Consider the following 13,788-nt stretch of genomic DNA (forward strand, 5'->3'; position numbering starts at 1 on the left):
GGGACTTCGGACTCGACTGGCCCCTGGCGCGGGTCTACGGGAGATCCGGGTGCGAATCCGTGCCGCCGTCGCACCGCAGCCTGACCTGTTCCAAGCTCCCGACCATGGCCGACAGACATCGACTGGAGCGGATCCGGCGCCGCGGCACCGCGGCTGGCCTCGATCACGGGGACCCCGAGCACGAAGCCCGACGCCCCGACCCGGTCGCGCTCGAGGGCGCAGCCCTCTTGCCCATCGCACGCGCGAGCTGGATCGCCGCGGCCTGCTTCGGGCTGCTGGCCAGCCTGGCACCGAGTTGCACCGGCTCCAATGGGGCCGCGCTGTTGACGGGCGTGCCGGCGGCAGCGATGGCCGCCGCCGCTTGGATCGGTGGTCGGCCCGGCTGTCGGCGCGTCTGCATGGTGGCCGCCACCGCCGCGGCAGGCTTCGTGGCACTGGGTACCGTCGGCGCCCTGGGCGGGATCGGGCAACTTGGCAGCGAACGAGCGGGCGCCGCGGCCTTCCAGCTCGCTGGGCTCGTCGTAGCCAGCCTCTATCTGATCGTGGCCTGGCCCAGTTGGCAGCGCTTCCACCGCGCGAGTCGAGCGGCCCGCGCGCGGCTCGCACTGTTCGAAGAGCTGTAGGCCTCCGAGCCCTGCACGCGCCGACGCTCAGCCTGCGAGGGCCGCGCGCAGGGCCGCGTGCAGGTCGCGGTCCTGACCCAGGGCGTCCGCGACCCGCGCGGCGCCGAAGTCGTAGGCCTCGAAGGGACCGAGCAGCCGCTTGACCGGATCCTCGGCGGCAAAGCGCGGGATGCAGTGGCCGTGCAGCTCGGGCACCTGGTTGCAGAGCACCAGGTAGTTGATGCGCTCGGCGCCGGTCACTTCGAGGATCGCATCGCCGATGCGGACCAGGTCCGTGAAGAACTGCCCGCGCTGCTCTGCGCTCAGGTCGTTGGGCGAGGCCACCACGGGATCGGGCAGCAGCATGCAGCAGCCCTGGATCGCGTCCGGCTGGAACTTGCCCAGGATCGCCCAGCCCGAGGCCATGCGGGACAGGCACTGGGGATCCTCACCGGCGCGAATGCGGGCGACGCGGTCGGAGATGGCTCGGTTGGTCATGGCTGCGGCGCAGTCTGGAGCAACCGCTCGTCGACGCAAGGGGTGATCCCGTGCGAGGCTCGCCGAACCTCGGACACGTCCCTCAGCGAGCGATGCCCGGAGGCCAATCGGGCAGCGACCACATCGGCTCGAAGTCCGGGTTTCCTTCCAACTCACCGGGCACGTACCAGCCCAGCTCGACGGCGCCCTCGAGCGTTGCGAAGGCACGCTCGACGTAGGCCTTAGCCGTGTCGCCCTCGACGGTCTGCGACAGCGCGAGCCATCCGTCCACGAGCGCGCGTTGGGCCAGGGCGTCGCGGGGCGCGGCGGCCGCCGCCTGCTCGATCGCCTCGCGGACCTCGTCCGTGCGCTCCAGCGCGACAAGGCTGTGCGCCCGCGTCAACAGGGCGAACTCGAGGGCACGCGCGCGCAGCACGTCGCCGGGCATCAGCGCCAGCGCCCGCGCCAGCGTCGTCTGTGCCTCGTGGGAGAGGTCGATCGCCTCGTCGTAGGCCTCGGCCGCCCGGCGGTTCGAGGCGAGGTTGCCGAACGCCAGTCCGGCCTGGAGCAGGGCCTCGTTGGTGGGCTCCGTCTCGGCCATCAAGACCCGCGCCTGGTCCGCGGCGGCTCGCCAGGCGGCCTCGCAACCCAGGGTGTCGCCCTGGGCCTCGCGCACGACGCCGAGGTTGATCAACAGCCCCGCCTGCTTGACCCGGAAGGACTGCGCCAGGGGGAACTGGGCCAGGAGGCGCTCGCCATCGACGCGCGCGCGCTCCAGGACGACCAGGGCCTGGGCCGCGTCGCCCGTGCGCAGCAGCGGTCCGGCGAGGGAAATGCGAAGGGCGACCGCGTCCGCCATCGCCCGCGCGGCCTCGGGGTCCCCGGCGATGATCGCGTCGAGGTCCGCGATGGCTCGCTCGAAGTCCGAGCGGGCGGCGTCGTCGTTGCCCACGATCGCCGCCTGGTTGGCGCGCCGGCTCAGGAGCTTCGCGCGCAGGCCGCGCACTCGGTCCAGGTCGAGCTGCTGACCGAGCTCGTCGAGCTGAGCCAGGGCCAGGTCGAGCTGTTCGACCGCTTCCTCGCGCCGCCCCTGCCCCGCGAGCACTTCCTGGAGGCTGGCGCGCGCCAGGAGTTGCTCCTCCCGCGCGTGCACTTGAGAGGCGTCGAGTTCGATCGCCACCGCGGCAGTCAGCAGCTCCTGGGCTCGAAGTGGGTCGCGTCGTTCCTGCAGCCGGCCGAGCCAACGCAGCAGGGACACCTGCAGCGCTCGCGTGCGCTGGGGGTCGGAGGTCAGGCAATCGGGTCGTTCGTCGAGGCGCGCGCGGGCCTGGTCCAGGAGCGCCTGGGCCTCCTCGATCGCGCCGCCTTCGTACTCGACCACGGCGCTGGCCAGCTCGATCTCGCAGGTCTGCAAGACATGGCGCGGCGCCGAGGTATCGGACGGCGTCAGCTCGTCGAGCACCTCGCGCGCGCGCGCCAACAGCGTGCTCTCCACCCGCTGCATCAGGGGCACCTCGTCCAAGAGGGCATCGCCGGTCTCGCGCAGCATCACCTCCACCGCGCGCGTCGCCCGCTCGAGGTTCTGATCGGCGCGCTCGCGCTCGCTGCGTTCGCCGGCCAGGGCGGTCTCGAGCTGTGCGTTGATGCGCGCGAGCTCGCCCCGCGCGCGCGATTGGACCACGGCCACGCTGGTGGGGATGCCCACCACCAGAAGGGCCGCCAGGGCCACCGCCGTACTGGCCGCCGGACGCCGGCGCACGAGCTGCGCGAGGCGCGCGCCCGCGCCCGCCGGACGGGCGGCCGTGGGCCGCAGGGCGAGCAGGTTCTGGATGTCCTCGCCGAGGGCGGCGGCGGTCGGATAGCGACGCTTCGGGTCGCGCTCGAGGGCGCGCAAGAGCACCGCCTCGTGGTCCCCCGACAGGCGCCGCGAGTGCCGCCGCGGGGTATCCGGCGTGCCCAGAAGGATGCGCGATACCAGCGCCGCCGGCGAGGCACTCTCGAAGGGGCGGTGCAGGGTCAGGAGCTCGTACAGCGTGGCCCCGGCTGAATAGACGTCGCCGCGCACGTCGCTGCCTTCGCCGGCCAGGGTCTCGGGCGCCATGTAGGGCACGGAACCGACGGCGCTCCCCGCGGTGGTCAGCGTGGCCGTGTCCGGCGCGCTGGCCAGGCCGAAGTCGGTCAGGTAAACGCGGCCATCGAGCCCCAACATGACGTTGGACGGCTTGATGTCGCGGTGCAGCACGCCGTGGGCGTGGGCGTGGGTCAGGGCCGTCACGACCGCATTCGCGATCTCCAGGGCGAAGCGCGACCAGGAGCGCGGCGGTCGCTGGGCCTCCCCCACGCGCAGCGCCGCCGGCGTGCACTCGCGCACGATCTCGGGCAGGGCCGCGGGGTCGATGGCGTCGGCCGTACCGAATCTCGTGCGCAGCACGTCGAGGACGCGATCCAGGCTCGCGCCATGGACCAACTCCAGGGCGAACCAGGGCAGACCGCGCTCCTCGCCGAACGCCAGCACCGGCAGGATCGCCGGGTGGTGCAGCCGGGCGCTGAGCTCGACCTCGCGCCGGAACCTCTCGCGCGCGCCGGGGAACAGGAGCTGCTCCGGACGCACGAACTTGAGCGCCACGTCGCGGCCGGTCGAGACCTGCCGGGCGCGCAGCACCAAGGCCATGGCGCCGCTGCCCAGGCGCTCGAGCAGCTCGAAGTCCCCCACTCGATCAGGGAGCCCGTCCGGGCCCTCCGAGAGGTCGATCAGGTTGGCCGTGACCAACAGGGCGACCCGGCGCCGCAGGGCGTCGGCCAGGTCGGGGTGGGCGGCGCAGGCCGAGTCGACGGCCGTCGGGCCCTCGAGCTCGAGGGCTTCGAGGCAAGCGCCGAGGACGCGATCCAGGTCCGATGGGGAGAGGGGGGAGGTCACGGCCTGACCCGGAATGCGATTGGGTAGGAATGTCGCCGCTGCCCGGCGGGCGCGATCGAGCGTATCCTCGCGATGTGCTGGACGAGCCTACTCTCGACGAGGGCGAACTGGTCAGGCGGGCCCAAGCTGGCGATCGAGCCGCCGTCGACGCCCTCCTGTTCCGGCACCTGCCGGGCCTGGAGGCCTACGTCCGCCTGCGGGTGGGCCGCGCCTTCGGCGGCAGGGAGGGTGTCAGCGACATCGTCCAGTCCACCTGCCGCGACCTGCTCGAGCGCATGGACGGCTTCCGCCACGGCGGCGAGCACGCCTTCCGCCATTGGCTCTACGCCACCGCGGCGCGCAAGGTGGCCGACCGCTTCGCCTTCCACGGCGCCGAGCGCCGGGACCGCCGGCGCGAAGCTCTCGGGGAGGACGCCTCGCGGGCCCTCGCTGTGGCCTTCGCCGGCCTGGCCAGTCCGAGCCAGGCCGCCATGGGCGCCGAGTTCCTGACACGCCTGGAGCAGGCCTTCGCCGAGCTTGAGGAGGACGAGCGCGAGGTGGTCCTGCTCTCGCGCGTCGCGGGCCTGTCGCGCGCCGACGTGGCCCGCGAGCTGGGACGCAGCGAGAACGGTGTTCGCAACCTGCTGCACCGGACGCTGGTCAAGCTGGCCGAGCGCTTGGACGTCGCGGGCTGAGCCAGCGATCGGTCGCCCGGTAACAGCGGCTCGGCGCAGGTGCGGATCGACTCGGACGCGGTGGGCGAGCCTGTCGTTCGGCCGGGGTCGGAAGGTAGCGCTCACTGACCTTCCCGATCCGCATGCAACAGCCAGCGTCCCGCGGCGATCGGAAAGTTCCGGATCGCGGCGCGGGTGTGGCTTTCTTGCGGGACAGGCGCGGCGGCGCGCGGATGCGGAGGGGCGCGCACTGCGCCACGCCCCCACCACTCACGGGGCGACGAACTGATCCTCAGCCCCTCCGGATCCCGCCCATGCAAGCCAAGTCCCTGGTTCGCCTCCTCTTCGCAACGGCCCTGATGGCCGCTCCCACCGCCGCCCAGGAGCTGCCTGGCAGCGTCACCCCCCTGGCTCCCACCGGCGCCCTGTCGAACAGCGTCGGCCTCTCGGTCGTCGACGACGGGCTGATCGGGGGCGCGGGGAGCTTCGAAGCGCGCTTCGACCCGAGCGGCGTGACCTTCGTGCCCGTCCTCGGACAACAGGCCCCGGTCGAACAGACGCTCACCTTGTCGGCGACGTCACTGCGCCGGGTCGGCGCGTCCGTCGATCTGAAGCCGGTCGCGCCCCGCGCCGAAGGCTTGGTGGCCAGCTACGACCGCGCCGAGGGTGTGGTCGAGCGCTTCGAAGTCACCGGCGAGGGTCTGTGGCACAGCGTCGTGCTCGACCGGGCCCCGCTCGGCAGCGGCGACCTCGAGCTGCGGCTCACCATCGGTGGCGTGCTGCGCGACCGCGCCCTGGGCACCGCCGACGGGGGCCTCGAGTTCGACGCCGGCTTCGGCGGAGTCCGCTACGGCGCCCTGACTGGCGTCGACGCCCGCGGACGCACCGCGCCTGGGTCGGTCCGCGTCGAGGGCACGCAGTTGGTCCTGCGCCTCGCGGCGGACTTCGTCGACTCGGCCAGCTACCCGATGGTGCTCGACCCACTGATCGGGACGCGCTTCCCCGTCGACAGCTCGACCTTCGACGACGCGGAGCCCGACGTGGCCTGGGACGCCTCCTGGGGCCGCTTCCTGGTGGTCTGGAAGCGCACCTTCTCAGCAATCAGCAGCGCCATCCGCGGTCAGGTCCTGATCGGCGACGGGACCCTGGACGGCGGCACGGTCTTCTTCGGTAGCAGTGGTCAGGTGACCCGGCCCCAGGTCGCCAACGCCAACTATGCGAGCACCTTCGTGGTGGTCTGGCGCCAAACGGCGTCGGGTGCCGACTCGATCCGCGCCCAGGCCTTCTCGCCGGGCGTGAGCGGGCTGACGGGCGTCGTCCCGATCGCCATCGGAGCAGCCGGCAGCCTCTCGCGGCCGGATGTCGGCGGCGAGCTGCTCAAGGTCCCGTTCAAGCAGGCCCTGGTGATCTGGGATCGCAGCGGCGTCGGGATCGAGGGCGTCAAGTTGAACGTGGAGCTGGACAGCACGCCCACCGCGGTCTCGGCTTTCACGGTGGCGACCGAGGTCCCGCTGCTCAGCACGGTCGACTCGCCGTCGATCACCCGCAACGCGGGCAACGTCGGGCTGTACGGCGTCACGTACCTGCGACGTGCTTCGCTGATCGGAGGGGTCTCCTCGGTCTTCGCCGCGGTGCTCGACCGCGACGGCACCGTGGTCAACCCGGGCCAGAAGATCACCAGCGCCCCCAGCCAGGAATACGAGCCCGAGATCGAAGGCGGCGGCGTGGCGGACTCGCGTTGGATCGTCGCCAGCTCCTACGAGCAGACGCCCGGCAGCGGCGACTACACGGTGCTGTTGACTCCCGTCGTGCCCGGTGCCACGACCCTCACGGCCTCGCCCTCGCAGGTCCTGACCCAGGTCGCCGGCGCTCCGCGCGTGGCCCTGGGTTGGCGTCCCGGCAAGACCTACGTCGCCTGGCGCGAGAACGGGCTCTTCGCCGACGCCCTGCGGGTGACGGGCGTCGACGCGACGACCTGCCTGACCTGTGAGGCATCCCTGTTGGTCGAGGTCCTGTCGGCGGGCGATCCCACCCTGGCCCTGTGCACCACGGCATCGGGTGGCAACTACGGCGAGGGCCGAGCGCTCTTGGTCTGGAACGAGGAGTCGGTCTCGCCCCTCAGCACCGACCAGGATGTTCAAGGTCAGTTGCTCGACGCCTTCACCTCGACCTACTCGATCACCGACCTGGGCGGCGGCTGCGGCGCCGGCGGGACGGCGGTCACCCCGAATCCGGCCACGATCGGCAACGGCTACTTCCAAGTTCTGCTCCAGGGCGCGAGTCCGTTGGCGCCGGCCGCGATCTTGAACCTGAGCGTGACCACCGCCGTGCCGCTGGCCTGTGGCCCCTGTCTCTGGGTGCCCTTCGGCACGACCTTCGTCCAGCCGGTTCTCGGCGGTGGGGCCGGAATGGTCCTCGCGATCCCCTGCAACCCGGCTCTGGTTGCAGCCCAGCTCGACTTGCAGTGGACGGTGCTCACGCCCGGCAGCAGCCCCTGCGCCCTGAGCCCGGACGTGTCCGTGTCGAACCGGATGCGACTCCTGCTGGGCTCCTGAACCCGTCGGCGTCCGTACGCGTCGAGATCCGGCCGACCTGGACACCCAGGCCGGCCGGATCCGCTTTCGGCGGGCCTCGCTCGGGGCGATCTCGGCGCCTGGAGCGGGACGTCCCCCCCAACGCGCGGGTTTGTCCATCAGCGGGCGCAGCAGCGCCCACGGTTCCAAGCACTCCTCGCCACCCAGCCCGATGTTCACCCACAAGATCCTGCTCGCCTCGACCCTCGCGTTCCTGTCCCCGGCCGCCCTCGCGGGCGACGGCGGCTTCGCCACCGGCGACCTCTGGCTGCGGACGTCCGTGCAATCCGGCACGCCCTTCGGAGCCCTGGTCCGCGTCGACGCCTCGACCGGTGAGAGCGAGGTCGTGCTGCCCTTCACCAACTGGCACGGCAACAGCGAGGTCTACCAGACCCTGTGCTACGACCCGCGCCGGGACCGGATCCTGGTCTACGGCGTGCTCGACGTCGCCGGCATCGCGAAGACGCGGGTCTGGGCCGTGGACGCCAAGGGTCAATACACCGAGACCAGCCTGGGCGGCAGCGCCCTCGCGCCGGCGTCGGACGGCAAGGTCTATGCCGCGCTGACGGGCGTCGGCACGGCGCCCTTCATCAACTTCTACGACACCGCCGACGTGCAGCACCCACTGCTGAACGCGGCGGGGACGGGCCCCTTCGCCCCCGGCTTCACCCTGGGGTTCGGCCCGACCATCGCCAGCCTGATCTACGACCCTGGCACCCACTCCCTGTTGTGGGCCGTCGGCAACGCCGGCAGCCAGTGCGCGGGGCCCAGCGGCAGCGGCATGGGAGCCATCTACCGCCTCGACCTGTCGCCCGACGGGACTCGCGTCGTGTCGTCGAGCTGCACCACCTACGACCTGGACGGCGCGAACCCCTTCACCGTCGGGGGCTACCCGATGGGCTTCGGGCGGCGCGCGGATGGCAAGTACGTTCTGACCCTGCGCGGCGGCGGCGCAGCGGGCACCAACGACGACCAGGCCGCGCGGATGGTGCTGGTCGATCCAGCGACGCTGTCGACGTCGACCTTCGCCTCCAACGGGCCCTACACCCAGGCGCTGTACACGAATGCCGGCACCTGGAGTCGCGTGCGCGGCGAGGCGGTGATCTTCGACCCGGCCGGCAATCAACTGCGGGCCTTCGCCCTGGGTGAGGTGGGCGGCGGGACGCTGCTGGCGAGCGGCGCGATCGGCAGCTCCTCGGACCCCTTCGGCTTCCCGATCGACTTCGAGCGCGCCGGTCTGATCGAGATTGCGCCGCTGGTCCTGAACGGGCACCTCAGCGCCGCGCCGACCACGGCCTCCATTGCCAGCGGTGGCCTGCAGTCCCTGAGCCTGGACTTCGGCGCGGCCTCGGCCGGGTCGATCTTTCTGGTCCTGGGTAGCGTCAGTGGCGCGGTCCCGCCGACGCCGATCGATGGCAAGCTACTGCCCCTCGCGATCGACTCCTACCTGCTGTTCAGCCTGAGCAACGCCAATTCGGCGGTCTTCGTGAACACCCTCGGAGTCCTCGACGGCGCCGGGAAGAAGACCGCGGCGATCTCCGTCCCCACCGGCCTGGGCCCGGCACTCGCCGGCCTGGTGCTGCACCACGCAGCCCTGACCCTCTCGCCGATCGGCGCGGTCACGGCCGTGAGCGACGCGGTCTCGCTGCGCCTGGTGCCGTGAGCCAGCGGGTAGTCTAGGACCGATGGATCACCGCCAGCCGGCGGCGGGATAGGCACCGCGCGGGATCGTTACCGCGCGGGATCGCTACCGCGCGGGATCGCTACCGCGCGGGATAGGCACCGCGCGGGATAGGCACCGCGCGGGATAGGCACCGCGCGGGATAGGCACCGCGCGGGATAGGCACCGCGCGGGATAGGCACCGCGCGGGATAGGCACCGCGCGGGATAGGCACCGCGCTCGCCGCTGACCCCGGGCCTCGATCGACCTGGCCACGCCCCTCGCCCGGAGCGGGCCTCAGCGCGCTTCGAGGACCTCGATCGCGTACCCGTTGGGGTCCGTGACGAAGATGTAGTTGCTCGAGTTCTCGGGCTTCGAGCGACGGTACTCCAGACCCTTGGCCTCGACCTTGGCCACGAAGGGCTCGAGGTCGTCGACGGTGAAGGCCAGGTGACCGAACTGGCTGCCCAGCTCGTAGTCGCGACCGTCGTGGTTGTAGGTCAACTCGATGAAGTAGTTCTCCCACTCGTCGCTGAGGAACACCAGGGTGGCCTCGTCGCCGATCGTGCCCCGGCGGGTCTCTTTGAGGCCCAGGAACTCGGTGTAGAACGCGATCGTCTCTTCCAGGTCCTTGACCCGGATCATGGTGTGGGCGAGTTGCATGGCGGGGAGTCTAGCGCGGGCCGATCCCCCCCATTCGGACGGTTCCCGACGTTTCGGCCCATCGAGCGAGAAAGTCGCCGGCGTCCGGACCGCTCGGCGATCCGCTCGGCGATCCGCAAGCACCGAGCCCGCCGAGCGATCGCTTCACGCCGATCGCTCCCGGATCCGGCTCAGCCGCCGCCTGCGAGCACCGAGGCCGCCGGCATGTTCAGGAGCTGGTGCACCCCGATCGAGGCCGCGTAGCCCAACAGGATGGCCGGCGTCCAGACCAGGTGCCGCATGAAGGTGTACTCGCCGCCTGTGGTCCCCATCAGAGCCACGCCCGCGGCGGAGCCGACCGAGAGCAGGGATCCTCCGACCCCGGCTGCGAGGGTGGCCAACAGCCACTGGTGGATCTCCGCGGCCGGCGTTGCGCCCATGACCGGGTCCATGGAGAGCACAGCGAACATGACCGGGACGTTGTCCACCACTGCCGAGATCAGGCCCACGGCGATGTTGGCGTTGGTCGGCCCGTGGCCCGTATAGAGGGCCTCGCTGGTCACCGCCAGGTAGCCCAGCTCGGACAGGCCTCCGACGCACATCAGGACGCCGAAGAAGAACAGCAGGGTGTCCCACTCGACCTTGGCCACGTCGTCGAAGACGTCGACCGGCTCGGCCATCTGATAGCGCCGCGCATTGAGTCGGGTCCAGTAGCCCCAGAGCATGTAGTAGCCCAGACCCGTGGTCATCCCCAGGAAGGGCGGCAGGTGCAGGACTGCATGGAAGCAGACGGCGGTGGCGATGGTGGCCAGGAACATCAGCATCACCATCAGCCAGCCCGGCTTCAGCTCGACGTCCTCGGTGACCGCCTGGGGCCGGACCGCGGGCACGGCCAGGCTCATCAGGATCGCCGGCACGAGCCAGTTGACCAGGGCCGCGGGGACGAGGTCGAGGAAGACCAGCGTCGGCACGTGGCCCGCCTGCCAGACCATCAGCGTCGTGATGTCGCCGAAGGGCGAGAAGGCCCCGCCCGCGTTGGCGGCGATGACGACGTTGATGCACGCCAGCGAGATGAAGCGCGTGTTCCCGCGGCCGACGGTGGTGACCACCGCCCCCATCAGGAGCGCCGTGGTCAGGTTGTCGGCGATCGGCGAGATCATGAACGCCAACGCGCCAGTGGTCCAGAAGATCGCGCGCAGCCCGAAGCCGGCGTTGACCAGCAGGGCGTTGAGCTTGAAGAACACGTTCCGGTGGGCGATGGCGCTGATGTAGGTCATCGCCACCATCAGGAAGAGGAACAGCTCAGCGAACTCCGCCACGTGCTGCTCGACCCGGTGCGCGATCGTCTCCGGATCGTTCATGCCGATCGCGGTCAGGATCCAGATCACCCCCGCGGCGATCAGCACCGGCTTGGACTTGCGCAGATGGATCACGTCCTCCGCGACCACCAGCAGGTAGGCGAAGACGAAGACCACGACGGCGGCCAGCCCGACGGCAGAGCCGGTCAGGTCGGTGTCGTGGTGGGCGCCCTCCGAGAGGGCGGCGAGGGGGCCGAGCAGGGCGGGGAGGATGGCGTTCACGGTGGGCTTCGCGTCTTCGGCCGGAATGGGGCTCCGACTCAGGGGCGGAGACGTCGCCGACTCAGGACCGGGAAGCCCAGACGACCAGCGCGCCGATCAACGCTCCTGCGACCAACCCCACGCCCAGCGCGAGCCGGGCGACTCGGGCCTGCGACCGGGACGCGCGGGAGGGACCTGCGCGATCGGGGCCGCCATACCCGCCGGGGGGGCTCCCGAGGAATGGGTCCACGTCGGATCCACTGCCGTCGGGCGGAAGGAGCGCCGCTCCGCAGGCCGGACAATAGTGGTACGACCCGGGGCAGCGGTACCCGCAGGCCGGACAAACCGTCAGCTCGACGCCGATCCGCTGATAACTCTCGGGGGGAAGCACGGCGGGCGCAGGGTACGGGTCTCGGCCTGGACGTGGATCAGGGTTCGATGTCGAAGCCGGCCGCAGCGGTGACCGACGGACCGGCGCCGAGCACCAGAGCGGCCAGGTCGATCCGCCCGCCGGCCACTGCGCCGAGGACGCCGGGCGGAATGGACAGGCCCGCCGCCGCGTGACCGAGGGCGTCAGTGCTGCCCAGGGTGTTCACGAAGGGCCCCTGGTTGGGCTGGACCAGGCTCAGGTCCACGAGCGGATCGGGATTGAGCGGCAGGGTCCCGAAGCCCAAGGGCACCCCGGGCGCGGTGCCGGAGAGACTGGCCAAGACCAGGTACACGGCGTTCGAATCGGTGTTCAGGGTCAGCGGCACCTGGGCGCCCTGGGCAGCCGACACGGCGTCGAAGCCACAGTGCAGGTCCACCAAAGGATCGACCCGCAGCTCCAGGTAGGGGTACAGCAGCACCGGCCCCGAGCCATCGTCGGCGGTGATCGCCAGGGACTCGACGCCGGCGCTGGTGCCGGCCGTCAGGGCGAAGGTGTAGCTGCCGTCGCCGTTGTCGGTCACCGCTCCCACTTGGGTCAGGGTCGCGCCACCGCCGGCGCTGGCGATGCCGAGCGCGGCGCCGCCGGAGCCCAGCGGCAGGCCGTCGAGGTCGACCAGCTGGACCGTCACCTGGGCCGACGAGGCTCCGTCGGCCACGAGCGACTGAACGTCCGCCTTGGCGCTGGAGAGCAGTTGGTCGGGCACCCCGGCCTGGGAGGCCCGCCAGGCGCCGTAGAGGCTCTGCAGGGTCAGGACCGGGTCGGGATCGGGGATCGACCCGATCACGTTGAGGTTCAGGTGGTAGCTGCCGTTGGTGCAGCCCGCCTGACCACTGCAGGTGCCGTCGCTGTCGCCCATGCGCGCCACCACCAGGAAGCCGATGTGGGCGGCCTTGGTGAAGCTCGGCGGCGGCGCTCCGCAGGAGGTGGGCTGCAGGATCGAGCACGAGCAGCGCCCATCGCCGCCGAGCGCGCGGGCGGCCTCCATGGCGGCCATGACCTTCTGGCTCGCGTCACCGGGAGTCGAGAGCAGCGCCGCGACCGCGTCGTCGATGACCTGGTCCGCGGTCAGCACGTTGCCCTGCACCGAGTAGATCCAGGGCAGGGACTTGCCCGCGAGCGCCTTCTTGGCCTTGCCCGCGCCGTTGCCGGTGAACTTGGCCGGGTTGTGGAGCACGTCGACGATCCCGTACTGCCGACTCTGGTGCTGGGGATCGCTCCCGGCGAGCAACTGCAGGATGTTGGCGGGCGGCACCTCGGCGATGAACGAGTCCCAGATCAACTGGCGGTTGACGCCGCTCGAGTCGACCAGCGACTGGGCCGCGGCCGCGCCGTAACCCACACGCACCACGGGCAGGGCGACCTCGAGGTCGAAGTTCGCCAGGCAAGTGGCCGAGGCGATCACGACCTCGCGCGTCTCGATGTTGACCAGGATGATCGACCAGGTGGCCGAGGCTGGCGCGGCGAACAGAGTGGCGCTGGCGAGGAGCGCGGCGAGGGGGCGCGGTGTACGCATGGGAATCGAGGGACCTGGGACCGAGGGTCTGCTCGATCCTACCCGGGCGCTCCGCCCTCGGACCCGCTCGGCAGGATCCACTGGTAACGCGGCTCTAGGGCGCGGGTCCCGAGCCTGGACAGGGGGCCCAATCCGAACTCCTCGACGAAGGAGCAGCACTCCCAGCGTCCCGGGTAGAAGGACTCGGCCGCGGCCCGCGCCACTTCGACCTCCGCGCTGGTCGGCCCCACGTCGAGTTCGATCAGCCCCCGCGTCCCCAGTCGCACCCATTGCTTCTTCCAGGGCACGAGGCAACTGGCGTGGCCCTCGTTCCGATCGAAGGCGGCGAAGACCCGAGCCCCGTGGCCGGCGCGGCGCAGGACGTGGCAGGCGTAGAGCGCCCAGTCCTCGCAATCGCCCTGGCGCAGGGCGTGGGTCTGCTCCGGCGTCTGCCAGAACTCCTCCACCCCGTGCAGGACCTGGTCGTGGACGTACTCGAAGCAGGTCTGCATGTAGTCGAGCACGCGGTGCGGCGAGCGACAGCGCCGCTCGACGGTCGCCAAGCTCCAGCCGTGCCAACGGTGCGACGCCAGGTAGCGCTCCACGCGCCACAACACGCCACCGGTACGCCGCGCGCGGCCCAGTTCGGTGAGGGGCACGGAGCCCAGGTCGGCTCGCCCCTGGTCGTAGGCGAGGGTCGGTAGGGATCCACGACCGGCGGGTTCGTCCCGGCTCCGATCGTCGCTCCGGGGTGGGTTCTCGACTCCGTCGGCCATCTGGCGG

The 13,788-nt window shown here is 71.4% G+C and carries 10 protein-coding genes; 4 read left to right on the forward strand and 6 right to left on the reverse strand.

From position 1 onward, the window contains the following. Nucleotides 1-104 precede the first annotated feature (104 nt). Nucleotides 105-623: a hypothetical protein gene (locus Pla133_RS16715; protein WP_145067276.1), complete on the forward strand. Its 519-nt coding sequence runs from the start codon at nt 105-107 to the stop codon at nt 621-623. Nucleotides 624-650: 27 nt separating this feature from the next. On the opposite strand, the gene Pla133_RS16720 is transcribed toward Pla133_RS16715, so the two are convergent. Together Pla133_RS16720 and Pla133_RS16725 are read right to left on the reverse strand one after the other, a co-directional pair. Then, nucleotides 651-1,100, reverse strand: a complete 450-nt coding sequence (locus tag Pla133_RS16720) for an HIT family protein (protein ID WP_145067278.1) — start codon at nt 1,098-1,100, stop codon at nt 651-653. An 82-nt stretch (nt 1,101-1,182) separates the two neighbouring features. Continuing rightward, nucleotides 1,183-3,996 carry a serine/threonine protein kinase gene (locus tag Pla133_RS16725; RefSeq protein ID WP_145067280.1) on the reverse strand — a complete coding sequence of 938 codons (2,814 nt, stop codon included), beginning with the start codon at nt 3,994-3,996 and terminating at the stop codon, nt 1,183-1,185. A gap of 74 nt (nt 3,997-4,070) precedes the next feature. Here Pla133_RS16725 and Pla133_RS16730 point away from each other — a divergent pair, with 74 nt between their 5' ends. The 3 genes from Pla133_RS16730 (at nt 4,071) to Pla133_RS16740 (ending at nt 8,885) form a co-directional block, all read left to right on the forward strand. Continuing rightward, the gene (locus Pla133_RS16730; RefSeq protein ID WP_419191630.1) at nt 4,071-4,670 is read left to right on the forward strand and encodes an RNA polymerase sigma factor; all 600 of its coding nucleotides are present in this window, start codon (nt 4,071-4,073) and stop codon (nt 4,668-4,670) included. A 293-nt stretch (nt 4,671-4,963) separates the two neighbouring features. Then, the gene (locus Pla133_RS16735; RefSeq protein WP_145067284.1) at nt 4,964-7,204 is read left to right on the forward strand and encodes a hypothetical protein; all 2,241 of its coding nucleotides are present in this window, start codon (nt 4,964-4,966) and stop codon (nt 7,202-7,204) included. Between the two features lie 190 nt (nt 7,205-7,394). Further along, on the forward strand, nt 7,395-8,885 hold the full coding sequence (locus Pla133_RS16740; RefSeq protein ID WP_145067286.1) for a hypothetical protein: 1,491 nt from the start codon (nt 7,395-7,397) through the stop codon (nt 8,883-8,885). A 294-nt stretch (nt 8,886-9,179) separates the two neighbouring features. Here Pla133_RS16740 and Pla133_RS16745 read toward each other — a convergent pair whose 3' ends face one another. From Pla133_RS16745 to Pla133_RS16760, 4 genes are all read right to left on the reverse strand, one after another. Continuing rightward, nucleotides 9,180-9,545: a VOC family protein gene (locus Pla133_RS16745; protein ID WP_145067287.1), complete on the reverse strand. Its 366-nt coding sequence runs from the start codon at nt 9,543-9,545 to the stop codon at nt 9,180-9,182. A gap of 170 nt (nt 9,546-9,715) precedes the next feature. Next, a complete protein-coding gene (gene nhaD / locus Pla133_RS16750) occupies nt 9,716-11,104 on the reverse strand; it encodes a sodium:proton antiporter NhaD (RefSeq protein ID WP_145067289.1) in 1,389 nt (462 codons plus the stop codon). 407 nt (nt 11,105-11,511) lie between these two features. Then, the gene (locus Pla133_RS16755) at nt 11,512-13,026 is read right to left on the reverse strand and encodes a DUF1028 domain-containing protein (RefSeq protein ID WP_419191631.1); all 1,515 of its coding nucleotides are present in this window, start codon (nt 13,024-13,026) and stop codon (nt 11,512-11,514) included. A gap of 38 nt (nt 13,027-13,064) precedes the next feature. Beyond that, nucleotides 13,065-13,664, reverse strand: coding sequence for a transglutaminase domain-containing protein (locus Pla133_RS16760; RefSeq protein WP_419191632.1), 600 nt, complete (start codon nt 13,662-13,664; stop codon nt 13,065-13,067). Nucleotides 13,665-13,788 lie beyond the last annotated feature (124 nt).

This window comes from Engelhardtia mirabilis, assembly GCF_007748095.1.
Taxonomy (GTDB): Bacteria; Planctomycetota; UBA1135; order UBA1135.